Genomic DNA, 22,741 nt, shown 5'->3' on the forward strand with positions numbered 1-22,741 from the left:
GGACTCTCCGTCAGGCGGCTTCGGCGCCGCCGAAGCGCCCGGACCATTCGGCGACCTGCGCGTCCTCGATCTTGGTGAACAGCACCCCGGCCGCGGCCACAGTCTGACCGCGCGGCAGGGCGTCCAGCAGCGGCGCGTCGGCCGAAGGCCAGCTGAGGTCCGTCGCCCCCACCGCCGCCGCGATCCTCACCGCCGAGTCCGGCATGACCGGCGCAGCCAGACGCGCGAACAGGGCCACAAGGTTCAGGCCCGTGCGCACCCCGACCGCCGAGCGTTCGACGTCGGTCTTGAAGGCGGTCCAGGGCGCCGCCTCCTGCAGATACTCATTGCCCAGCACCCAGACGGCGCGCAGGGCGACCGCGGCCTTGCGGAACTCCATGGCCTCGAACTGGGCGGTGGCCTCGGCGATGCCCGCGCGCAGATCAGCCTCCAGCTTCGCCTCGAGCGGACCGGGCTCTCCGGCGTCCGGGACCAGCCCGTCGAACTTGCTCTCGGCGAATTTGACGATGCGGTTGACGAAATTGCCCAGCACGTCGGCCAGATCCTTGTTCGTCGTCGACTGGAATTGCTCCCAGGTGAAGGCCGCGTCGGAATGCTCCGGCCCATAGGCCGTCAGGTGCCAGCGCCAGTAGTCGGCGGGCAGCAGCTCCAGCGCCTGATCCATGAAGACCCCGCGCTTCTGGCTGGTCGAGAATTTCCCGCCGTACCAGTTCAGCCAGTTGAAGGCCTTGAGCGTGTCCACCGTCTTCCACGGCTCGCCCGAGCCCAGAATGGTCGCCGGGAAGCTGACGGTGTGGAAGGCGACGTTGTCCTTGCCCATGAACTGGACGTAGCGCACGTCGTCCGCCCCCTCGTCCGTTCGCCACCAGTTGCGCCAGGTTCCACCCGTCGCATCGGCCCATTCCTCGGTCGCGCCGATGTATTCGATGGGGGCGTCGAACCAGACGTAGAAGACCTTGCCCTCCATGCCCGGACGCGGTCCGCCGTCAGGACCCACCACCGGCACGCCCCATTTCAGGTCGCGCGTGATGCCCCGGTCGATCAGGCCCTCGTCGAGATGCTTCAGGGCGATGGAGCGCGCCAGCGTTTGCCAGTCGCCCTTCGACCCGATCCACGCGCGGATGCGGTCGGCCAGCTTCGTCTGCAGCAGATACAGGTGGCGCGTGTCCCGGACCTCGAGGTTCCGCGAGCCCGACACCGCCGAATACGGATCGATCAGGTCGGTCGGGTCCAGCAGCCGGCCGCAGTTGTCGCACTGGTCTCCGCGCGCACCGACGTGGGCGCAGTGCGGGCAGGTGCCCTCGACATAGCGGTCCGGCAGGAAGCGGGCGTCGTCGACGGAATAGATCATCCGGTCGACGCGCTCCTCGATCAGACCATTCTTCTCCAGCACGTTTGCGAAATGCTGGGTCAGGCGCTGGTTGGGGGCGTTCGAGGACCGGCCGAACCAGTCGTAGCTGAGGCCGAAAGCCCGCCCGGCGGCCTTCTGGACCTCGTGCTGCTCGTCGCAATAGGTGCGCACGTCCTGACCGGCCGCGGCGGCCGCCAGTTCGGCCGGGGTGCCGTGCTCGTCGGTGGCGCAGATGTAGAGGACCTCATGGCCCTGCGCCCGCTTGAAGCGCGCATAGACGTCCGCCGGCAGCATCGAGCCCGCCAGATTCCCCAGATGCTTGATGCCGTTGATGTACGGCAGCGCCGAGGTGATGAGGATGCGGGCCATGGGAATCCAGAACTTGGGGAGCGGACGGATATAGAGGGCCGGGCCGCTGGCGTCACCTCAAGCCGTGCGTTCAGGGCGCGCTGACGATCGCGAGGGCCAGTTGGGCCGCCATGGCGGCCAGGGCGAAGACGCCCGCTCCGAACACATAGAACCGCCGCCGGACGTTGTTCCCGTTCAGATGCACGAGGCTGTGACCGATCCGGCTGGCGACAAACACCCAGGCCGCGACGACCATGCCGATCCCCGTGGCGCCCAGATGCAGCGCCATCAGGATCAGGGCGTAGAACAGGACCGGGCTCTCGAACTGGTTGGCGTAGTTGTTGGTCAGCAGCCGCACCGGCTTCGGCCAGGCGTCATTCGATATGGCGATGGCGCTCATCCGCACCTCCCGGCGCTTCAGCGCGCCCCAGCGGGCGCCGGCCAGCAGGACGGTGGTGGCGAGGGTAAGGGCGATCTGGACGAGGAAGGGGATGACAAGCGACACCGACAGTACTCCGTTTCGAAACGATACTGTCTTCCGGATCGTCCTTTATGGCAACGCTTGCTGGCGCGCCTCCAGACGCCGCGCCACGCGCACGAACCGCCCCGTCAGCAACACCGACGACACCAGACTGGCGATGATCACGGCCCAGACGAGGCCATCGACGCCGATCTGATGCGCGAACCACCAGCCCAGCGGCATCATCACCAGACTGTAGGCCGCGAAATGCATGATCGTCGGCCACCAGACGTCGCCCGCCGCGCGGTTGGCCGAGGCCGAGACCACCTGAATGCCGTCGGCGACGAAGAACAGCGTCGTCAGGACCAGCGCGGGAATGACCACCGCCAGCAGCTCCGGATCGCGGTTGTAGGCGCTGGCGATCAGCGGCGCGCCCGGCCAGACGAACAGCGCCACCGCCAGCGTCAGGGCGATCACCACCCCGATCCCGACCAGACCGGCGCGCAACACGCCGGGCCCGTCCTTCGCCCCGTACGCCCGGCCGACCAGCACCGCCGTCGCGGCCGACAGGCCCATCGGCACCATGAAGACGATGGCGGAAACGTTCAGCACGATCGCCCAGGCGGCGGTCTCGATCGCGCCCAGCTGGCCGGCGATAAAGGTCATGGCGGCGAAGGCCCCGACCTCGATGAAATACGAACTGCCGGCGCCGTAGCCGACCTTGCGCTGCTCGCGCTCGTCGGCCGGATTGCGCTCGGGCCGCCGGAACACGCCCAGCGCCCGGGCCTCGGGAAGGCGGATGATATAGACCAGCAGGAACACCGCCAGCGACGTCCGGGCGAAGAAGGTCGCCCAGGCCGAGGCGATCGCCCCGTCCACGCCCAGGCCGAGGATATCGGGCACCAGCAGCAGGTTCAGCGCCAGGTTCAGTCCGTTGGCGATCCACATGGCCCACATGCCTGCGCGGGGCCGGTGCAGGGCCTCGAGGAAGAACTGGGCCGCCACGCTGACCAGATAGCCGGGCATGGACAGGGCGAAGACCACCAGCACCGGCGAGGCCCCCTCGCCCAGCCCCGGCGCCAGACCCATGTGCTTCAGCGCCCACGGCCCGATCAGGATCAGGCCGATCATCGAGGCGAAGCCGATCTGCATCGAATACACCACGCCCCGGCGCAGCACGCCGCCGACCTCCCCGCGCCGGCCTTCGCCGATGAGGCGGGCGGTCATGACCTGCACCCCCATCATCAGGCCGACGGCGGTGGTGACGATGATGGCCGTGGGGGCGAGGGCCAGAGAGCTGTAGGCCAGCTCGATCCCCGAATAGTTGCCCACCACGATCACGTCGGTCAGCCCCATGGTCATGATGCCGATGCGCGCCAGCACCACCGGCCACGCAAGATGCAGCAGCTCGGTCAGGGTGGCGCGGGTCTGGGTGTTGAAGCCGATCATGGGACGGGCGACAGGCCACGGCGGCGATTGAAGGTCAACCAAGGAAACCCCGGAGACCCATAAGCTGGATCAGGTGTTGCGGCCGCGCCGGTGGTTGACGTACGGGCTCGCGCCGCAGAACCTCGGCCGCCTCATTCGGGGATTATGTCCATGCTGGAACTGCTGTTCGCCGCCGCCCTGATCGCCACGCCCGCCGTTCAGGACGAGGAACCGCCGTGCGAGGCGTACGGCAATGACGACAGCCTGAGCATAGGCGCCGCCATCGCGCCCGGCCGCCCCGGGGGCGAGCTGTCGCTGCACGCCAACGAAGCGCTGCACGGCATGGTCGCCGTCCCGTTGAAATGTTTCAGCCGCTGGACGTCGTCCGATCCGGCCGTGACCATTGATACGGAGCGCCGCAGGATCGTCATCGCACCCGAGGCCACGCCCGGCCGCGACGTGGAGATCACGGGAACCATCCGCGACCGGACCGTGCGCACCCGCTTCCGCATCGCTCCCGCCGACGGCCCCGTCCTGACCGGCTTCTGGTCCCAGACGTCGGTCGATTGCCATGGCCCGGTCCCGCGAGACCCCCTGCGCGAGCTGCGGTTCAACAGCGACGGAAAATTCGCCGTCACCTTCGTGCCTTTCGAGGTGCGTCAGGATTACTGGGGCGCGGTCGAGTTCGATCCCGCCGCCGGACGCATCGGCTTCTCCGTCGATCGCGGCAACACCGTCCCTGCGGACCTGATGCTGAAGGGAACGGTGCGCGTCGAAGGCGACAATCAACTGTTGATTGACGGCGTCTATTTCGGCGGACTGGACGTCCCGCCGCCCGTCGAGGGCTGCAGTTACGCGTTCCGGAAGCGCTAGGGCTTTTCCCGGCGCGGCAAGCCCCCTACACCAGCGGCATGCCCAAGCTGAACTCCGCGATCGATCCGCACAGCCCCGCCTTCAAGGCCCTGGACGCCCATAACCGGGCGCTCCGCGATGAACTCCACGCCAGGGTGGCCAAGGCCGCGCGCGGCGGCTCTGACGCCTCCCGCGACCGGCACGTCTCGCGCGGCAAGCTGCTGCCCCGCGACCGGGTCGATCGCCTGCTGGACCCCGGCTCGCCCTTCCTCGAAGTGGGCCAGCTGACCGCGAACGGCATGTACGGCGATGCGAAGGATCCCGACGGCGCGCCCGGGGCCGGAATGATCTGCGGCGTGGGCCGGGTCTCGGGCCGCGAGGTCATGATCGTCGCCAACGATCCGACGGTGAAGGGCGGCGCCTACTTCCCCCTGACTGTGAAGAAACATCTGCGAGCGCAGGAAATAGCTGAACAAAACAACCTGCCCTGCGTCTATCTGGTGGACTCCGGCGGGGCCAACCTGCCGCATCAGGCCGAGGTCTTCCCCGACCGCGATCACTTCGGCCGCATCTTCTTCAACCAGGCGCGTATGTCGGCGAAGGGCATCCCCCAGATCGCCTGCGTCATGGGCAGCTGCACCGCCGGCGGCGCCTATGTCCCCGCCATGTCCGACGAGACCGTGATCGTCCGAAACCAGGGCACCATCTTCCTGGCCGGCCCCCCGCTGGTGAAGGCCGCGACGGGCGAGGTCATCTCGGCCGAGGAGCTTGGCGGGGCCGAGACCCACGGTCGCCGCTCCGGCGTGGTCGACTATGTCGCCGAGAACGACAGCCATGCTCTGGAGATCGTCCGCACCATCGTCGACAGCCTGAACTCGGTGAAGTCGGTCGACATGGATACGCGGGAATCCCGGCCTCCCGCCTATGACCCCGAGGAGCTGTACGGCCTGATCCCCGACGACGTGCGCGCTCCCTATGACGTGCGCGAGGTAATCGCCCGGCTGGTCGACGGCTCGGAGTTCGACGAGTTCAAGGCCCTGTACGGCACGACCCTCGTCTGCGGTTTCGCCCGCATCCACGGCTATCCGGTCGCCATCCTGGCCAACAACGGCGTGCTGTTCTCGGAAAGCGCGCTGAAGGGCGCCCACTTCATCGAACTGGCCTGCAAGCGGAAGATCCCGCTGGTCTTCCTCCAGAACATCTCGGGCTTCATGGTCGGCGGCAAATACGAGGCCGAGGGCATCGCCAAGAACGGCGCCAAGCTGGTCACCGCCGTCGCCTCGGCCGAGGTGCCCAAGTTCACGATCCTGATCGGCGGCAGCTTCGGGGCCGGCAACTACGGCATGTGCGGCCGCGCCTTTTCCCCCCGCTTCCTCTTCACCTGGCCGAACAGCCGGATCAGCGTCATGGGCGGCGAACAGGCCGCCGCCGTGCTCGCCACCGTCCACCGCGACGCCGACAGCTGGACCCCGGAACAGGCCGAGGCCTTCAAGGCGCCGGTCCGCCAGAAATACGAGGACGAGGGCAGTCCCTGGTACGCCACGGCCCGCCTGTGGGACGACGGCGTCATCGATCCGGTCCAGACCCGGGACGTCCTCGCCCTGGCCATCTCCGCCTCGCTGAACGCCCCGATTCCGGAGACGACCTTCGGCGTCTTCAGGATGTAGACGGCGGCCTGACCGTACCGTCCAGCGCCCAGCGGTGTGACTCCGGCCCGAACGGCAGTGCGAACAGATGCGGCGCGCCGCACGCCTTCGCCGCATCCGCATGCAGCTCGAACGCCGACAGCAGCGCGCGCCGGGCGCGGTCAGCGGCCGGGCCGCTGAGGCCCTTGCGGTGCAGGATGCGGCCGATGACCACGTCGCGATGCGCGGCGCCGCCCTGATCCACCAGCTGTTGTCTGATTTCAGCAGCCAGCTTCGCCTTCACGGGCGTCAGGCGGGCGGGTTTTCGGGATCGCGTCGCGTGCGGCATGACATCCTCACAGGCTCCTGACCTGTCGTGATCAATTCCCCCGTTCCCGCCGCTGTCAATTAACGAGCCCGGCATCGACGATGGGTCGCTGCCATTCCGCGAGCCATGCGTTACTATCGGGCCATCTCCCCGAAGGACCGACCATGACCGACAAGCCCACGGAAGCCGACCTCAACGCCCTCGACATCACCGACGCCGAGGCCGCCGAGATCAACGCCATCGCCCATCCGCTGCTGGCCGATCCGGCGCCGGACGCCAATGACGATCTGGTCCAGATCGACTCCACCGCCGACGGCATTGTCTTCATCACCATCAACCGGCCGGACAAGCGCAACGCCTTCGACGCCCCGACCATCGCCGCCCTGTACGAGGCGTTCGAGACGCTGCACGGGGCCGACAATGTGCGTCTGGTCTTCATCCGCGGCGCGGGCGGCACCTTCAGCGCGGGCGCGGACCTGGGCTGGATGCGCGACGCAGCCGACTGGTCCGAGAGTGACAACCGCGACGACGCCATGGGTCTGGCGAAGATGCTGAAGGCCCTGCACGACGTTCCGGCCCTGACCTGCGCCGTCGTCGAGGGCGCGGCCATGGGCGGCGGGGCCGGCATCGTCGCCGCCTGCGACATGGCCGTGGCCGTCGAGGGCAGCCGCTTCGCCTTCTCCGAGGTCAAGCTGGGCCTCATCCCCGCGACCATCGCCCCCTATGTCGTCGAGGCCGTCGGCCCCCGCCGCGCGCGCCAGCTGTTCCTGTCGGCCAACATCTTCGACGCCGACTACGCCGCCCACGCCGGCCTGATCGACATGGTCCTGCCGGAGGGCTCGGTCGACGAGTTCATCTCAATGCTGACCGACAGCATCAGCGCCAATGCGCCCGGTGCCATGGGCGACGCCAAACGGCTGGTCAACGACGTGGTCGGCCACAAGATCGATCATGGCCTGATGGAAGAGACCGCCAAACGCATCGCCCGCGCCCGCGTCTCGGCCGAGGGTCAGGAGGGCGTCCGCGCCTTCCTTGAGAAGCGCAAACCCGCCTGGACCCTGTAAGCCTCGGCATTTTTGGCGGGTCGGGGGTGCGCGGCCCGCCCGAAAAACGTAAACCGGGCTCCAGTCGGGCAGGAATCAGAGGGGGGCGCTGATGTCGGGTGAACTGGAAACGGCGGCGCTGGCCTCCGGCGGCGGCTGGCTCAAGTGGAAGCGTGAACACGCCGACATCCCGCCCGGCACGCCCTGCGCCAACTGCCAGACGCCGCTGGCCGGCCCGCACTGCCATGAGTGCGGCCAGCTGGCCGAGGACTTCCACAAGTCGGTCTGGAAGCTGACGGTCGAGGCGGTCGAAAGCCTGCTGCACCTCGACGGCCGCCTCTTCACCACCCTGCCAAACCTGATCCGTCGGCCCGGCAAGCTGACACGCGACTATATGGAGGGCAAGCGCGCCTCCCAGGTCGCGCCCTTCCGCATGTTCCTGGTCATCCTGCTGATCGCCTTCTTCGTGGGCCACGCGGCCATGAAGGCGGGTGAGAACAAGCACGAAAGCTCTGACGGCGGCCACGATGCGCCCGCCTCCGTCGGCGCCGCTCCGACGTTCAAATACAACGGCCGCGTGGTGACGCCGGGCAGCGAAGCCATGGCCGAGTTCGAGCGCGAGGTGATGGCTGATCCCGACCTGAGCGAGGCCGAGAAACGCACCCAGATCGCGGCCGCCCGCGGCGACTGGGCCAGCTTCAGCCGCAACCTCGCCGCCGACGTCACCCAACAGGCGCAGGCCAACGCCGCCGAAGCGCCAAGGATGGAGGACGGGGACGACGCGGAGAAGCTTCGCGATTTCAAGAAATGGATCGAGACCCGTCAGGCCGCCATCAAGGACGACCCCGAACGGTTCGCCCTGATCCTCGAGATCTGGGCCCATCGCGTCGCCATTCTGGCCCTGCCCGTCTCGGCCCTGATGCTGACCCTGCTGTTCGCCTTCAACCGGCGTTTCTACGTCTTCGACCACGTCATCTTCTCGATGCACTCGCTGTCATTCCAGCTGCTGCTTCTGATCGTGACCATGGCGCTGAGCGTGCTGACCCCGCTGGCGTGGTGGCTGCTGTGGCTGGCCCCGGTGCATCTGTTCGTGCACATGAAGGGCGCCTATCAGCGCAGCGTCTTCGGAACCCTCGCCCGGATGTTCGTCCTGTTCACCCTGACGACGATCACCTTCAGCCTGCTTGCGCTGCTGTGGCTCTACCTCGGCTTCAACGAGATGGCCGGACACTGATGGCGGCGGCGGCGGTCAGCGGCTAGAGAGACTTCATGTTCAAATCCGTCCTGGTCGCCAATCGCGGCGAGATCGCCTGCCGCGTCTTCCGCACCGCCCGTCGCATGGGCATCCGCACGATCGCCGTCTATTCCGAGGCCGACGCCGGGGCCCTGCATGTGCGCGAGGCCGACGAGGCGGTGCTGATCGGCCCGGCCCCGGCGCGCGAGAGCTATCTCGACGCCGCCAAGGTTCTGGCCGCCGCGAAGGCCACGGGCGCCGAGGCCATCCACCCCGGCTACGGTTTCCTGTCCGAGAACGCCGACTTCGCCGAGGCCGTCGCGGCCGCGGGGATCGTCTGGATCGGGCCCAAACCGGCGTCGATCCGCGCCATGGGCCTGAAGGACGCCGCCAAGAAGCTGATGATCGAGGCCGGCGTGCCGGTCACCCCGGGCTACCAGGGCGAGGACCAGTCGCTCGAGACCCTGACCGCCGAGGCAGCCCGCATCGGCTATCCGGTCCTGATCAAGGCCGTCGCCGGCGGCGGCGGCAAGGGCATGAAGAAGGTCGACCGCGCCGAGGACTTCGCCGACGGCCTCGCCTCGGCCCAGCGCGAGGGCCAGTCGTCCTTCGGCGACCCCCGCGTCCTGATCGAGAGCTATATCACCCGCCCGCGCCACATCGAGGTGCAGGTCTTCGGGGACCAGCACGGAAACGCCGTCCACCTGTACGAGCGCGACTGCTCCCTGCAGCGCCGCCACCAGAAGGTGATCGAGGAGGCTCCGGCCCCCGGCATGGACGCCGCCACCCGCGCGGCCGTCACCGACGCCGCCGTCCGCGCCGCCCGCGCCGTGAACTACGAGGGCGCCGGGACCATCGAATTCATCGCCGACGCCTCTGACGGGCTGAAGGCCGACCGCATCTGGTTCATGGAGATGAACACCCGGCTGCAGGTCGAGCACCCGGTCACCGAGGCCGTCACCGGCGTCGATCTGGTCGAATGGCAGTTCCGCGTCGCCGCGGGCGAGCCCATCCCGCTGAAACAGGAAGACATCCCCCTGAACGGCTGGGCCATGGAGGCGCGGCTGTACGCCGAGGATCCCGCCAACGGTTTCCTCCCCAGCATCGGCCGGCTGGACCATTTCCTGATGCCCAACCCGGACAACTACCGGGCGCCCCATGACGTGCGGGTCGACACCGGCGTCGAGGAAGGCGGCGAGGTCAGCCAATTCTACGACCCCATGATCTCCAAGATCATCGCCCACGCCGACACCCGGACCGAGGCGGCCGAACGGCTGGCCGCGGCCTGCCGTCAGGTCGAGGTCTGGCCCGTCCGCACCAACGCCGCCTTCCTGTCGCGCTGCCTCGAACACCCGCGCTTCGTCGCCGGCGACGTGGACACCGGCTTCATCGCCGCCGAGGAAGCGTCGCTGATCAGCACCGAAATCCCCGAAGCGGTGATCGCGGCCGCCTTCGCGGCCCAGGCCGACAAGGACGACTACTACCGCACGAAGATATACGGCGACGGGCAGGAGATCTGGCGCTCATCGTCCCACGCCCTGTTCGGCTTCCGCCTCAACGGTCCGGGGTATTTCAGACGATCGATGGCCGTCGCCGATCAGCCGGTCGAGGCCGAATTCCGCGCCATGGACGGCGACACCTGGTGGGAGGTCAAGACCGGCGACCGCACCTGGGGCGCAGGCGCCGTGGCCGGCGGCCAGGTGGTGCTGGACGACGCGGTGACCGGGGAGGACGCCTCGGTCGAGGTGGACGACGACCTGTCGGTTCTGTTCCTCGACGGCCAGGCCTGGCCCTACGGTCGGCTGACGCATGGCGGAGGGTCGGGTCATTCCGCGGCCTCAGACGGCTCCCTGCGGGCGCCCATGCCCGGCAAGATCGTCGCTACGCCGGCCAAACCCGGCGACACGGTGACCAGGGGCCAGCCGGTGGTGGTGCTGGAAGCCATGAAGATGGAGCACGCCCTCGTCGCGCCTTTCGACGGCGTCGTCGGCGAGATCGGCGTGGCGGTCGGCGATCAGGTTTCAGCGGATACGGTGCTGGCGGTCGTCACGGCGGCTGACTAAATCCCGCCCATGCCTCTCCACATGATCAAGCTGTGCGTCGGCGTCGCCAGGGTGGAGACGCTGGAACGCCGCGCCGCCAAGGGCGAATGGCTGACGGTCAACACCCGCATGACGCCCAAGCGCGCGTCCGAACTCGAGGACGGCGGCTCGCTGTTCTGGGTCATGAAGGGGTCGGTCACCTGCCGCATGCCGATCCTCGACGTCTCGACAAAGGGGGAGGGCAAGACGTCCCACTGCCTGATCAAGCTGTCGCCCGAGGTGATCCGCACCGCGCCCCAGGCCCGCCGCCCCTTCCAGGGCTGGCGCTATCTGGAACCCAAGGACGCGCCGATGGACCTGTCGACCCTCGACGCCGGCGAGGTGCCGCCCGAACTGGCGAAACAGCTACGCGAGATGGGGGCGTGGTGAGGGCTACCGCCGCCCGCGACTCCCGCTAACGTCCGCCCATGGCCCCTGCCCGCTCCGACCGGCTTGAAGACGCCCTGCACCGCATCTTCGAGGGCGGCCGGAACACGCGCGCCAGCTGGTTCGCCCTGACGGGCGGCGAGACCCTGTTCGCCGAAGGGGACGGCGCCGACACCCTGTATCTGCTGCGCAGCGGCCGCCTCGGCGTCTTCCGCCGCGACGCGGACGAGGACCGCCCGCCCCAGTTCGTCGGCGTCATCCGGCCCGGCGAGCCCGCCGGCGAGATGGCCATGCTGGCCGGCACCGTCCACACCGCCGACGTCGTCGCCCTGCGCGACTGCGAGGTGCTGGCCCTCCCCCGCGACGCCTTCTTCGAGGCCGCACGCACCGAACCCGACCTGATGGTCGAGCTGTCCCGGCTGATGATCCAGCGCGCCCGCGACCGCCGCTCCGGTGGCGGCGAGCCCAGCGTCTTCGGCTTCATTTCCGCCCGCCCGCGCCCTATCCGCGCCTTCGTCGAGCGCATAGCCGCGGCGATCGAGGCCGACGGCTTCAGCTGTCAGGTCATCGACCATTCCGCCCTCGCCTCGGCCGCCGAGTGGTTCAGCCGGGTCGAGGACGCCCACGACTTCGTTCTCTATGTCGCCGAACAGGACGAGCCCGCCTGGGCCGCCCTGTGCGCGCGTCAGGTCGACCGGGTCTTCGTCGTCGGCAACGGCCTGAACGCCCCGCCCAACCGGCCCCTGCCCCACGCCGGGGTCCTGGATGCCCAGCGCCGCACCGACCTGATCCTGCTGCGCGATCCGCGTATGTCACGGCCCGCCAACACGGCCGTCTGGCTCGACTCCATCCAGCCCGGCCGCTGGTTCCAGTGCGTCGAGGGCGACCAGTCCGACGCCGACCGGATGGCGCGGGTCGTCACCGGCTCGGCCGTCGGCATCGTCATGTCGGGCGGCGGCGCCCGGGCCTATTCCCACATCGGCGCACTGCGCGCCCTGAAGGAAGCCCGCGTGCCCATCGACTTCGTCGGCGGCTCGTCCATGGGCGCCGTGATCGCCGCCGGTCCCGCCCTCGGCTGGACCCAGGAAGAGCTGGAGGCGCGCATCCGCAAGGCGTTTGTCGAAAGCGACCCCCTGTCGGACCTCACCTTCCCCATGCTGGCCATGACGCGGGCGAAGAAGGTCGAACGCCTGCTGCTCTCCGCCTATGGCGAGATGGATCTGGCGGATCTGCAGCGTCCGTTCTTCGCCGTGTCCACCAACCTGACCAGCGGCCGGATCGAGGTGCACCGGCGCGGCCTGATGCGTCAGGCCATCCGCGCCTCGATCTCCATTCCCGGCCTGTTGCCGCCGGTTGTCATGGACGGCCAGGTGCTGGTCGACGGCGCAGTGCTGAAGAACCTGCCCACCGAGGTGATGCGCCAGATGCACGGCGGCCCCATCATCGCCATCGACATGTCAGAGGCGCGCGGCGTGGACCCGGCCCTGATCGAGCATCCGCCGTCGATCTGGCGGTTGATCGCCACCGGCGCGTGGCGGCGCGGCCCGCCCATCGTCTCGATCCTGATGCGGTCGGCGACCCTGACGACCGACGCCGATATCGAAAGCTCGCGCGCGGCGACCGACATCCTGATCCAGCCGACGCCGGACGGGCTGGATATCCGCGACTGGAAGGGTTTCGACGCGGGCGTGGCCGCCGGCTATCAGGCCACCCACGAGGTGCTGTCCCTGCTGGACCGGCCCGTCACCGCCCTGCGCCGCCGCCGCTCGATCAACGACGACGCGCAACCAGAAACAGTCGCGGAAAAGGCAACAGCGTCGCTCCGTCCGGACGTGCTGGAAAAGCTTCGGCGAGGCGCGCGCCGAGGGCGGAAAGAAAAGCCTCGCGTATAGCGGCGTCGCCCTGAAGCGCGGTCAGGTAAGGCCGCAGCGCGGTGCCCTTCATCCATTCCAGCACGGGGTCCGGACCGCCCAGGACGTGCAGATAGCGGGTGGACCAGATGTCGACGTGGGCGCATTCGCGGGCCAGCAGGTCGTAGTAGACGTCAGCCGACAGCAGCGGCCGGATCGTCCCCACGCCGGTCAGGAGTCCAGCCCACGGCCCCGCTCCCGCCGTCTCGCGCATGAGGGTGTGTTGAAGGCTTTCGTGCGCCATCGGCATCTGCACCGCGATAACGCCGCCAGGCGTCAGCGCCTGCGCCAGACGCGGAAACAGCGTGGCGTGGTCCGGGACCCATTGCAGCGAGGCGTTGGCGAAGATCAGATCGGCGAGCAGTTCGGGACGCCAGTCGGCCAGATCGCCGAGGCGCCAGTCGACATCGGGACCCGCCGTCCGCGCCTGTTCAAGCATGGCTGCGCTCGAATCGAGCCCATGGACGCGAGCCTCTGGACGGCGGCGTTTCAGCTGGATGGCGTGCTGGCCGGCGCCGCAGCCCAGGTCCCAGATCTCGCGTGGGTGCAAATCGGCCGGCAGGCGCGCCAGCAGGTCCTGGGCGGCGCGGTCGCGCTCGGCCTCGAACCGCTGATATTGCAGAGGATCCCAGCGCGTTTCGGACGGCTTACGCGGCGTGTCGGTCATGCCGGAAACGCCCTCCGTCACGGTGAGGATGGTACCGCCTCTCAGGCTTGAACTGAGGACCTCCGGTTCCACAAACCGGCGCTCTAACCAACTGAGCTAAGGCGGCGCAATCAGCGCGAGGGCGGTATCTACCGGGACAGCCCCGCCCGATCAAGCGACCGGGCGGGAATATTCGCAACGCGGCGCGTCAGCTCCAGCCGCGGCTGGCGATGTACTGCTCAAGCTGGGCGATACGCGTGGCGTCGGAGGGGTGGGTCGAGGCGAACTCGGGATTGGACCCCTGCCGCTGCTGCGCCATGATCCGCCACAGCGCCACGGCCTGAGAAGGCCGGTATCCGGCCCGCTGCAGATAGTCCACGCCGAGGCGATCCGCCTCCAGCTCGTGATTGCGCGAGAACGGCAGCAGGAAGCCCAGCTGGGCGCCGAGCCCGCCGATCGCGCCTGCGGCGCGGCCATAGTCGCCGGCCACGCTTTGAACGCCGCTGAGACCGATATTGGTCAGCGCGGTGGTCGAATAGCGCTCCGCCGCGTGACGGGCGACAACGTGACCGACTTCATGGCCCAGGACCGTGGCCAGCTGGTCGTCGTTCTGCACCAGCGCCAGCAGACCGGTCGTGACGCCGATCTTGCCCGACGGCAGCACGAAGGCGTTGGGGCTCTCACTCACAAACAGGGCGTATTCCCATCGCCGGTCCGTGAGGCCCGCGGCCTGCACGATCTTGTCGCCGACCCGGCGGATGCGGGCGTTGCCGGCGGCATCGGACGACACGCGCTGGGTGCGAAGGGCCTCGGCCCAGGCCGCATCCGACTGTTGCGTCAGCGAACTGTCGTCCACGATCAGAAGCTGGTTGCGGCCGAGGGTCTCGTTATAGGCGCAGCCTCCAAGGGCGGCGACGGAACAGGCCAGCAGGGCGGCGGCGGCAAGGGTTCTCATGGGGCGTCTCCTGAACAGCGACGCGATAATGCTCCGCGCCCGGAAAGGCTCCGCACAATGAAAAACGCCCCGGAGGCGGAACCTCCGGGGCGTCTTGTCGGAACCGTGAGGTTCCTATTCTTCGGCGGCGCGGAACCGCGTCGTGAACGTCACCCGCGCACCGACGGCGGCGCCGTCAACCGTACGAGGCGAAAGCCTTGCACGACGGGCTCCGGCTTGCGCGGCCTGGGCGAACCCGGCGCCGGCAGGCGTTTCCGAAACCACGTTGCAGTCCGACAGGCTGCCGTTCGGGCTCACCAGACAGTTCATAACCACCTGCCCGCTCTCGATACCGCGCGACATGGCGCGTTCCGGGAACTCGCCGGCCGGTTGGCGCGACCAGCTCGGGTTGGTGATCACCGACGGCCGCGGCGGAGCCGGCGGAGCCGGAGGCGGCGGCGGTCCGGGGACGATCACGGGGGGACCCGTATATTCGACCCGGTCCTCCTTCTTCGTCGGTTCGATCGGCAGCGTCACCGGAGGCGGCGGAGCGTTCGGAACGACGACCGGGGGACGCACCTGCAGCTTGGGCGGCGGGGGCGTGTCCGGCGGAGGCGGCGGCGGAGGCGGCGGCGGCGGCGGCGGGATCGGCTCGATGATCTCGACGTCGACGGCGTCGTCCGAGTAGTTCACTTCACGCAGCTTGAACTGGGCGTTGATGAAGTAGAAGGCCAGGGCTGCGAACAGGATCGAGACAAGCGCGAGGCTGATCAGCAGGACCCCGGGGGGCACGCCGAAGAAGCCTTTGGGCTTCGGCGCGTCGTACCTGGAGCGGTGGTATTCGACGTCTGTCATGTGCCCGGCGCCTTCGTGTCTTCGCCCACCAGGGCAACGCTGTAGAAGCCGTTGTCCTGCAGCGAGTTCATGACCTGCATGAAGTCGCCGTAGCGGGTGGTCCGGTCCGCACGGATGAAGATCCGTTCGTCCGCGGGGTTACGACGGCCGATCTGGCCCGTCAGCTCTGTACCGATCTGGTCCAGTTCGACGGGGAAATCGCCCAGATAAGCCCGACCGTTCGGCGTGATCGAAATATAGATCGGCACCGGCGGGTTCGTCTGCGGAGGAGCGACAGCTCGCGGCAACTTCACTTCCACGGACGGGGTCGCCAGAGGCGCCGCGACCATGAAGATGATGAGCAGAACAAGCATGATGTCCACGAACGGCGTGACGTTGATCTCGCTGTTCTGCTCGACGTTGTACTTGCCGCCACCGCCGCCTGAAAGTTTGGCGGCCATCGGGCTTACGCTCCCTTGTCGAGGTTACGCGAGATGGCGTTGGTCAGCTCGGCCGAGAAGCCGTCCGAACGGGTGCCGTACGCCGAGATGCGGGTGTTGAAGTAGTTGTAGAAGATAACGGCCGGGATAGCGGCGAACAGACCGATACCGGTGGCCAGCAGCNTCCGAACGGGTGCCGTACGCCGAGATGCGGGTGTTGAAGTAGTTGTAGAAGATAACGGCCGGGATAGCGGCGAACAGACCGATACCGGTGGCCAGCAGCGCCTCGGCGATACCGGGGGCGACGACGGCCAGGTTGGTCGTGTTGGTGTTCGCGATGCCGATGAACGAGTTCATGATGCCGTAAACGGTGCCGAACAGACCGATGAACGGACCGGTCGAACCCACCGAGGCGAGGAACTGCTGGCCGCCCGAGAGACGCTTGGCCAGCAACACGGCGCCTGGGTGATCCTGATCAANCCGATGAACGAGTTCATGATGCCGTAAACGGTGCCGAACAGACCGATGAACGGACCGGTCGAACCCACCGAGGCGAGGAACTGCTGGCCGCCCGAGAGACGCTTGGCCAGACCGGCCTGAACGGCGCCGACGGCTTGCTGGGCGCGCATCAGGGCCGAGTCGGCGTGATCGCCGGTGACCGAGAGGCCCGCCTGGCGGGACAGTTCGATTTCGTCGGTCGCCGCGGCGGCCATGTCGGCCAGCGGGTTGCCGTCGAACTCGTCCGACGTGGCCACGCGGCGCATGTCGGCGATGGTGCGGGCCTGACGGAAGTTCTCGAGGAACACGTCCGTCTTGCGGTTCAGCGAGCCGAACTCGAAGATCTTGATGAGCAGCAGCACCCAGGTGAAGACCGAGGCGAGCAGCAGACCGGTCATGACGACCTTAACGACCACGTCCGCGTCCATGAACATGCGGGCCGGGGTCAGCTTGCCGTGCGATTCACCGCCGACAACGGCGGGTTCAGCGGCGTCGGCGGCCGGAGCGGCGGCGTCAGCGGCGGGGGCGGCGACCGGAGCAGCGGCCGGAGCAGCTGCAGCGGCGACATAGTTCGCCAGTTCCTGCTGTTTTGGTCTGACTTGTGGAACCCAAAAGAAACGGCCGCAGACGACGACCGCTCTCGATGAAATTCTCGCCCGTAGAGACAGGGTTAAAGGAAACCCCGGTCTGCGGAACGCCTGCTGACGCTTCCGGTTGCCAAGTGGCTTCCGGTGCGGCGCCGACGAGCGGGGAAACCGTTTTCCCTCTTCATCAGCGGCCCGCCAAGGAAAGCGGTCAAGCTCCTTTGGCGAACGGTTACCAGAGCGTCAAGTGCGGGAACGCGCTTTTCCCCTCGCGGGGGAGCCATGCTTCCGATCCCCGAAGATTGGGGCCGAAAGCGACATTTTCATGATGGTTGACCGGCCCGGTCCCGGCATCGGGACGGCCCAGGCGCACGCTTCGCGGCGCGGAGGCGGCGTCTATAGGCGAGCGGTTCGGGGGTGTCCAGCCGTCAGATCAGTCTTCTTCGCCATCGTCCGTCGGGACGTCCCCGCCGCTGTCTGGAAGGACATATCCGCCCGTGAACCAGCGCTGCAGATCCACGTCGGCGCAGCGCTTCGAACAGAAGGGTTTGTATTTGTCGTCCGCCGGGTGACGGCGGCAGATGGGACAGGTCGCCATGGTCATTCCGCCTCGATCACATGCTCGCTGGTCCGCAGGGTGTCGTCGGCCTTCAGATGGGCGCGCGGCCCCAGCCGCGCCACCAGCGGCGCGGCCAGTTCGGCGACCGCTTGCGGGCACCGGGCCGTCACCCGCGCCGTTGTGGTGTCCGACAGCAGGGCGTGGCGCAGCCTGCGCGTGACCTCGACGGCGGCCCGCTGCGGCCAGTAGCTATGGACCCAGGGATGTCGGTACAGGCGCTCCGCCAACGGTCTGAACCGCCACGGCAAAGCGATCATCAGGACGCCGAACCGGTTGACCGGCCCGTAGGCGATGGAGGGGTCCGTCCCGAACGCCGCTTTGGCGGCCTTCAGGATGGCATTGCCGTCCTGCCCCCCGCCCACGAGATCGATGGCGACCAGCCCGCCCAGACTGCGCAGCCGGATCGTCTGCGCCGCGCGGACCAAACCCCTGCGGTTCGCCTCCAGCCTGTCCTGCGGCGACGCCCGGCGACCGGGCAGAGGCCGATAGTCGATGTCGACGGCGACCAAAGCGTTTGTCCGCTCGACCGTCACCGAGACGTCGCCTCCGATGAACGGCTGGCCGTCCGCCTCGCGCAAGGCGTCCCAGCCGGCCTGGATCGCACGCGCGCCCCCGATCGGTTCGACGCCGGGGGCCAGCCGCTCCAGCCATTCCGCCACCGTGGGGCCGGGGGCCAGCAGCCGCGGCTCGCCCTCGCCCTTGCCCAGCAGCTTCAGGGTGACGCCCTTCATCTCGCGCCGCTCCGAGACCACCTCGACCTCGACCTTCTCCCCCTCATGCAGCCGCTGGCCGCCATGGGACGGCAGGAAGGCGTCTTCGCCCGCCTCCTCGCCGAGATCTATGAAGGCCCCCTTGAGATTGGGCTCGATCCGTCGGACCCGCCCGACCGAGCGCGCGCCCAGCCGGTGCTGCGGGATCTCGTTCTCGAACTGGGTCAGGAAATACTGGTCGCCGACCTCGTCACGGATGATTCCCCGGATCTCGCCGGGCGTATCGTCCAGATAGACGAACAGAGGCGGTTTCACGCCCGCCAGCCCGCGCCGTTCAGCAGATTGACCGTCTGTGACGAAGGCCCCTGCCCGGCCCTGGATGCCGTAGCCGCCCGCCTTGCCCCGCCATTCGCCCGAGGCGACATAGGCGGCGATCTCGGCGTCGGACAGGACCTTGAAGGACACGCGGGTGTCGACCACCCGGTGCGTGGTCCGCACCCCGGCGGTCACCGCCACACCGGTGAAAACCCGATGATTTCGGCCGGAAAGCAACTTGAGGAACCGGACGGCCTCGACTTCGTCGGCAGGTTTTTCCAGCAGGCGCCGGCCGACGGCGACCACTGTATCGGCAGCCAGCACAACGGCGTCCGGCGCCCCGGCCGCGACAGCCTCGGCCTTGGACACGGCCAGCCGCGCGGCGAGGCGCGTCGGCGTCTCGTCCTTCAGCGGGGTCTCGTCGATGTCGGCGGGATTGACGCGGTCGGGCGTGATCCCGACCAGCGCCAGCAGTTCGATGCGGCGCGGGCTGGCCGAGGCCAGCACCAGTTCAGGACGGCTCACGCGAGCCCGCCCTTACTTGAAGCGGTAGGTGATGCGGCCCTTGGTCAGGTCGTAGGGCGTCATCTCGACCAGAACCTTGTCGCCGGCCAGCACGCGGATGCGGTTCTTGCGCATCTTGCCGGCGGTGTGGGCGATGATCTCGTGGTCGTTCCCCTCGAGCAGCACGCGGAANCTCGACCAGAACCTTGTCGCCGGCCAGCACGCGGATGCGGTTCTTGCGCATCTTGCCGGCGGTGTGGGCGATGATCTCGTGGTCGTTCCCCTCGAGCAGCACGCGGAACGTCGCGTTCGGCAGCAGTTCGCTGACGACGCCGGGAAACTCGAGCAGTTCTTCCTTAGCCATGCGGCCTCTCGCGCCCTGTGAATACGAGTCTGGACGCGCGCCGGGCGAAAGCGCGCGTCGTTAAAGAGCGGGCCTAATGCCCGAAAACGCCGGGATAGTCGAGATCAACCGCGCCGGTACAGCGCCGTCACCAGTGTGAACAGCCGCCGGGCGGTCTCGTGATCAATGGCGATCTTGCCGTCCAGCCGGGCCTTCAGCAGCTCGGCGCCTTCGTTGTGCAGGCCGCGTCGGCCCATGTCGACGGCCTCGATCTGGGACGGCGAGGTGCCGCGCAGGGCTTCATAATAGCTGTCGCAGATGGCGATATAGTCCTTCACCACCTTGTTCAGCGGCGTCAGCGACAGGCCGTGCACGCGGTGGAAATCTTGTCCCGTGATGTCGAACGCCAGCCGGCCGTCCACCATCGAGAGTTTGAGCGCATAGGGTCCGCCTGCGGCGCCCGCCGGCTCGAAACTGTTTTTCTCGATCAGGTCAAAGATCGCGACCCGCCGCTCATGCTCGATTTCGGCGGTGGCGGACGACAGGGTCGCGGCGTCCAGATCGATCGAGGTCAGGCGATGCTCGCTCACGCGGGATCCGCCTCTGGCGACAGATGCGTCGGCGCGACCTTGGCGGGCCAGCGCTCCGACAGGTCCGTCAGCACCGCATCCATGCATTCGACGTCGATCCGCAGGTCTCCGCCGCCCGCGAACATCAGGATCACCCGCCCGCCCGGCGCCTCGTCCGGCACGAAATCCATGGCCAGCAACTCCAGCGCGCTTTCAGGCAGGCGCGGCAGGCGGCGGCTCTTGACCGCGACCACGTCGCCGAACTGCATCGCCGCCATCACCCGGGTCCCGCCGCATTCCCAGCAGAACCGGCTCAGCTTGATCGTCACCCGCCGGGCGCCCGGCTCCCAGACGATGTCGACGGGGCGCATGATGGCGTCCTGCAGCGCCGCAGAGATGATGTGCAGGTCGTCGGCGTCCTCGGCCAGCAGGCGCAGCGGCTCAACCGGCGTCGCCGCCGCGTCGGCCTCGTGCTGCCGCGGCTCAGTGTTCATTTCCGTCGCCCTTGATCCGGCGGATCTCGGCTCCGCAGGCGCCCAGCTTTTCTTCCAGCCGCTCGAAGCCGCGGTCCAGATGGTAGACGCGGCCCACCGTCGTCTCGCCCTCGGCCGCCATGCCGGCGATCACCAGACTGACCGAGGCCCGCAGATCCGTGGCCATCACCGGCGCGCCGTGCAGCACCGGAACGCCCCGCACCACCGCCTCGCCGGCGTGCACCGAGATGTCCGCCCCCAGCCGCGCCAGTTCGGGGGCGTGCATGAAGCGGTTCTCGAAGATGTTCTCGTGGATGACGCTGTCGCCCTCGGCGGTGGTCATCAGGGCCATGAACTGGGCCTGCAGATCGGTCGCGAAGCCCGGATAGACCTCGGTGGCGACATTGACCGCCTTCAACCGGATCGCCGGATCGCGCTTGATGATCACGCCGTCGGCGGTCGGCGTCACCTCGACACCGGCCTCGATCATCTTCTCGCTCAGGGCCGTCATCAACTCGGGACGCGCCTTGGTCAGCCTTACCTCGCCCCCGGCCATGGCGGCGGCCACGGCATAGGAGCCCATCTCGATCCGGTCGGGAATCACCGACCAGGTCGTCCCGCCGAGGGAGGACACGCCGGTGATCACGAGTTCGTCGGTGTCGATGCCGCTGATCTTCGCGCCCATGGCGGTCAGGCAGTGCGCCAGATCGCCGATCTCGGGCTCCCGCGCCGCGCGCTTCAGCACCGTCACCCCGTCGGCCAGCACGGCGGCCAGCAGGGCGTGTTCGGTGGCGCCGACCGAGACGAACGGAAACTCGATCTCCGCCCCCTTCAGGCCATTCGGCGCCCGGGCGGTGACATAGCCCTCGTCCAGCTCGATCTCGGCCCCCAGCGCGGTCAGCGCCTGCAGGTGCAGGTCGACGGGCCGCGCGCCGATCGTGCAGCCGCCGGGCAGCGACACCTTGGCCTCGCCGGTGCGCGCCAGCAGCGGGCCCAGCACATTGAACGAGGCCCGCATCTGCCGGACCAGATCATAGGGGGCGAAGGTCGAGGCGATCCGGGGCGCGTGGAACAGCGTCTCCTGTCCGTCAGCCCCGTCGCGTTCGGTGACCTCGACGCCAAGTTCGCGCAGCAGCCGGCCGAGGAATTTCGTATCCGCCAGACGCGGCATGTTGGTCAGCAGCAAGGGCTGATCGGTCAGGATCGAGGCCGCCATCAGCTTGAGGGCTGAGTTCTTGGCACCGCTGACCGGAATCGATCCGTTCAGGCGGGAGCCTCCGGTGATGGCGATGCTGTCCATGTCGTCTCTTGCGACCCCGTGCAGGGTGCAAGGGGGATCGGCTATCTAGCGCGGACGGTTGCGGTTGCGAAAGGCCGACGGTTGCGCCGGCGATGACATTCAGTTGCTCGGCGTCGCCGGCTTGATCGCCCGGCCAGCCGCCTTGCGGCGTCTCAGATTGTCCCGCAGCGCGGTGGACAGCCGCTGGGCGCGCGCCATGGCGGGCGTTTTCGCCGGGGCCAGCGGATCCGGCAGGCTTGTCGGCAGCGGGGGCTGATGCCCTGTGATCTTCGACTCATCCATGGGTCGAGGAGAGCCCGCGTCGAACTTTTCCGCAAGCATTCGAAATGGGGGCTTCCCCCGTTGTCCACGGTTGGCTATAGGGCCGCTTCCTCAGATCAGGCCGCCGTAGCTCAGTGGTAGAGCGCATCCTTGGTAAGGCTGAGGTCGTGGGTTCGATTCCCCCCGGCGGCACCACTCTGAAACCCTGACGGGGCCTGACTTTTCAGTCAGGCCCCGTTTGGCGTTCAGGGCCCCATGATTCGATTCGGCGGCCGGGCATCGGGCGCAAAAAAGCCCCGCCAGCGAAGCTGACGGGGCTTTCCAAGGTCTTCAAGACGAGTCTTAGTCGCTTTCGGAATCGTCGTCCGCGATGGTGACGATCGCGCCGATGACGATGGCGGCGCCGATGACGAGGACGGCCAGCGGCACGCCGGCGAACTCGTTCGATTCAGCGGTCGGGGCGCCGATACGGTCGCCAACGCGAGCGGTGGCCGAGGTGTTGGCCGCAGCCGCCTGACCGGCGATGAGCAGCAGGCCCGCCGTCACGGCGGCAATGGTTTTCTTCATGGTGGTACTCCGGAGCCGATTGATGAGGCAGGCGACGCCCCGTGTGGAAACGTCGGCGCGTGTCATGCCATACAACTACCGGGATTGCGACCACGTT

23 protein-coding genes, 2 tRNA genes and 5 pseudogenes are annotated in these 22,741 nt (G+C 68.2%); 8 read left to right on the forward strand and 22 right to left on the reverse strand.

The features are described 5' to 3' along the window. Positions 1 to 10: 10 nt before the first annotated feature. The 3 genes from metG to ASD25_RS23030 form a co-directional block, all read right to left on the reverse strand. Positions 11 to 1,720, reverse strand: coding sequence for a methionine--tRNA ligase (gene metG, locus ASD25_RS23020; protein ID WP_056620790.1), 1,710 nt, complete (start codon positions 1,718 to 1,720; stop codon positions 11 to 13). A 70-nt stretch (positions 1,721 to 1,790) separates the two neighbouring features. Beyond that, a complete protein-coding gene (locus tag ASD25_RS23025) occupies positions 1,791 to 2,204 on the reverse strand; it encodes an MAPEG family protein (protein ID WP_056620792.1) in 414 nt (137 codons plus the stop codon). Between the two features lie 45 nt (positions 2,205 to 2,249). After that, positions 2,250 to 3,608, reverse strand: a complete 1,359-nt coding sequence (locus ASD25_RS23030; protein ID WP_056620794.1) for an MATE family efflux transporter — start codon at positions 3,606 to 3,608, stop codon at positions 2,250 to 2,252. A gap of 150 nt (positions 3,609 to 3,758) precedes the next feature. Here ASD25_RS23030 and ASD25_RS23035 point away from each other — a divergent pair, with 150 nt between their 5' ends. Then, entirely contained in the window at positions 3,759 to 4,460 is a 702-nt protein-coding gene (locus tag ASD25_RS23035; protein WP_056620796.1) for a hypothetical protein, read from the forward strand. 38 nt (positions 4,461 to 4,498) lie between these two features. Continuing rightward, the gene (locus tag ASD25_RS23040) at positions 4,499 to 6,106 is read left to right on the forward strand and encodes a carboxyl transferase domain-containing protein (protein ID WP_056620797.1); all 1,608 of its coding nucleotides are present in this window, start codon (positions 4,499 to 4,501) and stop codon (positions 6,104 to 6,106) included. Here ASD25_RS23040 and ASD25_RS23045 read toward each other — a convergent pair. Beyond that, positions 6,096 to 6,368: a hypothetical protein gene (locus ASD25_RS23045; protein ID WP_156389427.1), complete on the reverse strand. Its 273-nt coding sequence runs from the start codon at positions 6,366 to 6,368 to the stop codon at positions 6,096 to 6,098. The genes ASD25_RS23040 and ASD25_RS23045 overlap by 11 nt on opposite strands. Before the next feature lie 188 nt (positions 6,369 to 6,556). Between ASD25_RS23045 and ASD25_RS23050 the strand changes: the two genes are divergently transcribed. From ASD25_RS23050 to ASD25_RS23070, 5 genes are all read left to right on the forward strand, one after another. Next, entirely contained in the window at positions 6,557 to 7,456 is a 900-nt protein-coding gene (locus tag ASD25_RS23050; RefSeq protein WP_056620801.1) for an enoyl-CoA hydratase-related protein, read from the forward strand. 91 nt (positions 7,457 to 7,547) lie between these two features. Next, positions 7,548 to 8,669 (forward strand): DUF3667 domain-containing protein, encoded by a 1,122-nt coding sequence (locus ASD25_RS23055; protein WP_056620803.1) that lies wholly within the window; start codon positions 7,548 to 7,550, stop codon positions 8,667 to 8,669. A 35-nt stretch (positions 8,670 to 8,704) separates the two neighbouring features. Then, positions 8,705 to 10,732, forward strand: coding sequence for a biotin carboxylase N-terminal domain-containing protein (locus ASD25_RS23060; RefSeq protein ID WP_056620805.1), 2,028 nt, complete (start codon positions 8,705 to 8,707; stop codon positions 10,730 to 10,732). A 9-nt stretch (positions 10,733 to 10,741) separates the two neighbouring features. After that, positions 10,742 to 11,140 carry a DUF1489 domain-containing protein gene (locus ASD25_RS23065; RefSeq protein WP_056620807.1) on the forward strand — a complete coding sequence of 133 codons (399 nt, stop codon included), beginning with the start codon at positions 10,742 to 10,744 and terminating at the stop codon, positions 11,138 to 11,140. A gap of 38 nt (positions 11,141 to 11,178) precedes the next feature. After that, the gene (locus ASD25_RS23070; protein WP_235562850.1) at positions 11,179 to 13,029 is read left to right on the forward strand and encodes a patatin-like phospholipase family protein; all 1,851 of its coding nucleotides are present in this window, start codon (positions 11,179 to 11,181) and stop codon (positions 13,027 to 13,029) included. Between the two features lie 235 nt (positions 13,030 to 13,264). Here ASD25_RS23070 and ASD25_RS32360 read toward each other — a convergent pair. The 17 genes and pseudogenes from ASD25_RS32360 to ASD25_RS23135 all read right to left on the reverse strand — a co-directional run. After that, positions 13,265 to 13,714 (reverse strand): annotated as a pseudogene (locus ASD25_RS32360) (methyltransferase domain-containing protein); the annotation flags it as partial. Between the two features lie 29 nt (positions 13,715 to 13,743). Beyond that, a tRNA-His gene (locus ASD25_RS23080) sits at positions 13,744 to 13,820 on the reverse strand. Positions 13,821 to 13,901: 81 nt separating this feature from the next. Next, complete coding sequence (locus ASD25_RS23085) at positions 13,902 to 14,648, reverse strand: M48 family metallopeptidase (RefSeq protein WP_056620812.1); 747 nt, start codon at positions 14,646 to 14,648, stop codon at positions 13,902 to 13,904. A gap of 114 nt (positions 14,649 to 14,762) precedes the next feature. Continuing rightward, complete coding sequence (locus ASD25_RS23090; RefSeq protein ID WP_056620814.1) at positions 14,763 to 15,482, reverse strand: TonB family protein; 720 nt, start codon at positions 15,480 to 15,482, stop codon at positions 14,763 to 14,765. Beyond that, entirely contained in the window at positions 15,479 to 15,922 is a 444-nt protein-coding gene (locus tag ASD25_RS23095) for a biopolymer transporter ExbD (RefSeq protein ID WP_056620816.1), read from the reverse strand. Before ASD25_RS23095 ends, ASD25_RS23090 begins: the two co-directional genes overlap by 4 nt. A gap of 5 nt (positions 15,923 to 15,927) precedes the next feature. Beyond that, a partial coding sequence (locus ASD25_RS32365; protein ID WP_235562879.1) for a MotA/TolQ/ExbB proton channel family protein occupies positions 15,928 to 16,084 on the reverse strand: 157 nt, incomplete at its 5' end. Between the two features lies 1 nt (position 16,085). Further along, positions 16,086 to 16,380, reverse strand: a pseudogene (locus ASD25_RS32370) (MotA/TolQ/ExbB proton channel family protein); the annotation flags it as partial. A 1-nt stretch (position 16,381) separates the two neighbouring features. Further along, positions 16,382 to 16,977: pseudogene (locus ASD25_RS23105) on the reverse strand (MotA/TolQ/ExbB proton channel family protein); the annotation flags it as partial. Positions 16,978 to 17,416: 439 nt separating this feature from the next. Then, the gene (locus ASD25_RS29735) at positions 17,417 to 17,581 is read right to left on the reverse strand and encodes a DNA gyrase inhibitor YacG (RefSeq protein ID WP_082572574.1); all 165 of its coding nucleotides are present in this window, start codon (positions 17,579 to 17,581) and stop codon (positions 17,417 to 17,419) included. Between the two features lie 2 nt (positions 17,582 to 17,583). Continuing rightward, positions 17,584 to 18,333 carry a ribonuclease E/G gene (locus tag ASD25_RS32375; RefSeq protein WP_235562880.1) on the reverse strand — a complete coding sequence of 250 codons (750 nt, stop codon included), beginning with the start codon at positions 18,331 to 18,333 and terminating at the stop codon, positions 17,584 to 17,586. 315 nt (positions 18,334 to 18,648) lie between these two features. Then, a pseudogene (locus ASD25_RS32380) lies at positions 18,649 to 19,152 on the reverse strand (nucleoside triphosphate pyrophosphatase); the annotation flags it as partial. Between the two features lie 12 nt (positions 19,153 to 19,164). Next, positions 19,165 to 19,323: translation initiation factor IF-1 (gene infA, locus ASD25_RS29740; protein ID WP_156389458.1), on the reverse strand; the 159-nt coding region annotated here is incomplete at its 5' end. Between the two features lies 1 nt (position 19,324). Next, positions 19,325 to 19,495, reverse strand: a pseudogene (infA, locus tag ASD25_RS23115) (translation initiation factor IF-1); the annotation flags it as partial. Between the two features lie 104 nt (positions 19,496 to 19,599). Next, entirely contained in the window at positions 19,600 to 20,064 is a 465-nt protein-coding gene (locus tag ASD25_RS23120; protein ID WP_056620820.1) for a UPF0262 family protein, read from the reverse strand. Beyond that, the gene (locus ASD25_RS23125; RefSeq protein WP_056620822.1) at positions 20,061 to 20,537 is read right to left on the reverse strand and encodes a DUF2948 family protein; all 477 of its coding nucleotides are present in this window, start codon (positions 20,535 to 20,537) and stop codon (positions 20,061 to 20,063) included. Before ASD25_RS23125 ends, ASD25_RS23120 begins: the two co-directional genes overlap by 4 nt. After that, positions 20,527 to 21,816 (reverse strand): UDP-N-acetylglucosamine 1-carboxyvinyltransferase, encoded by a 1,290-nt coding sequence (gene murA, locus ASD25_RS23130; protein WP_056620824.1) that lies wholly within the window; start codon positions 21,814 to 21,816, stop codon positions 20,527 to 20,529. The genes ASD25_RS23125 and murA overlap by 11 nt, the downstream gene beginning before the upstream one ends. A gap of 99 nt (positions 21,817 to 21,915) precedes the next feature. Beyond that, positions 21,916 to 22,098 (reverse strand): hypothetical protein, encoded by a 183-nt coding sequence (locus ASD25_RS23135; RefSeq protein ID WP_056620826.1) that lies wholly within the window; start codon positions 22,096 to 22,098, stop codon positions 21,916 to 21,918. Between the two features lie 99 nt (positions 22,099 to 22,197). Between ASD25_RS23135 and ASD25_RS23140 the strand changes: the two genes are divergently transcribed. Further along, a tRNA-Thr gene (locus ASD25_RS23140) sits at positions 22,198 to 22,272 on the forward strand. A 147-nt stretch (positions 22,273 to 22,419) separates the two neighbouring features. Here ASD25_RS23140 and ASD25_RS23145 read toward each other — a convergent pair. Beyond that, positions 22,420 to 22,644, reverse strand: a complete 225-nt coding sequence (locus tag ASD25_RS23145; RefSeq protein WP_056620827.1) for a hypothetical protein — start codon at positions 22,642 to 22,644, stop codon at positions 22,420 to 22,422. Positions 22,645 to 22,741: the final 97 nt, after the last annotated feature.

The sequence above is a fragment of the Brevundimonas sp. Root1423 genome (genome assembly GCF_001426805.1).

Coding starts and splice junctions, on each gene's coding strand:
- metG (WP_056620790.1), bottom strand. CDS start 1,720: ATGGCCCGCATCCTCATCACCTCGGCGCTGCCGTACATCAACGGCATC.
- ASD25_RS23030 (WP_056620794.1), bottom strand. CDS start 3,608: ATGATCGGCTTCAACACCCAGACCCGCGCCACCCTGACCGAGCTGCTG.
- ASD25_RS23035 (WP_056620796.1), top strand. CDS start 3,759: ATGCTGGAACTGCTGTTCGCCGCCGCCCTGATCGCCACGCCCGCCGTT.
- ASD25_RS23040 (WP_056620797.1), top strand. CDS start 4,499: ATGCCCAAGCTGAACTCCGCGATCGATCCGCACAGCCCCGCCTTCAAG.
- ASD25_RS23050 (WP_056620801.1), top strand. CDS start 6,557: ATGACCGACAAGCCCACGGAAGCCGACCTCAACGCCCTCGACATCACC.
- ASD25_RS23055 (WP_056620803.1), top strand. CDS start 7,548: ATGTCGGGTGAACTGGAAACGGCGGCGCTGGCCTCCGGCGGCGGCTGG.
- ASD25_RS23060 (WP_056620805.1), top strand. CDS start 8,705: ATGTTCAAATCCGTCCTGGTCGCCAATCGCGGCGAGATCGCCTGCCGC.
- ASD25_RS23065 (WP_056620807.1), top strand. CDS start 10,742: ATGCCTCTCCACATGATCAAGCTGTGCGTCGGCGTCGCCAGGGTGGAG.
- ASD25_RS23070 (WP_235562850.1), top strand. CDS start 11,179: ATGGCCCCTGCCCGCTCCGACCGGCTTGAAGACGCCCTGCACCGCATC.
- ASD25_RS23085 (WP_056620812.1), bottom strand. CDS start 14,648: ATGAGAACCCTTGCCGCCGCCGCCCTGCTGGCCTGTTCCGTCGCCGCC.
- ASD25_RS23090 (WP_056620814.1), bottom strand. CDS start 15,482: ATGACAGACGTCGAATACCACCGCTCCAGGTACGACGCGCCGAAGCCC.
- ASD25_RS23095 (WP_056620816.1), bottom strand. CDS start 15,922: ATGGCCGCCAAACTTTCAGGCGGCGGTGGCGGCAAGTACAACGTCGAG.
- ASD25_RS29735 (WP_082572574.1), bottom strand. CDS start 17,581: ATGGCGACCTGTCCCATCTGCCGCCGTCACCCGGCGGACGACAAATAC.
- ASD25_RS32375 (WP_235562880.1), bottom strand. CDS start 18,333: ATGAAGGGCGTCACCCTGAAGCTGCTGGGCAAGGGCGAGGGCGAGCCG.
- ASD25_RS23125 (WP_056620822.1), bottom strand. CDS start 20,537: ATGAACACTGAGCCGCGGCAGCACGAGGCCGACGCGGCGGCGACGCCG.
- murA (WP_056620824.1), bottom strand. CDS start 21,816: ATGGACAGCATCGCCATCACCGGAGGCTCCCGCCTGAACGGATCGATT.
- ASD25_RS23135 (WP_056620826.1), bottom strand. CDS start 22,098: ATGGATGAGTCGAAGATCACAGGGCATCAGCCCCCGCTGCCGACAAGC.
- ASD25_RS23145 (WP_056620827.1), bottom strand. CDS start 22,644: ATGAAGAAAACCATTGCCGCCGTGACGGCGGGCCTGCTGCTCATCGCC.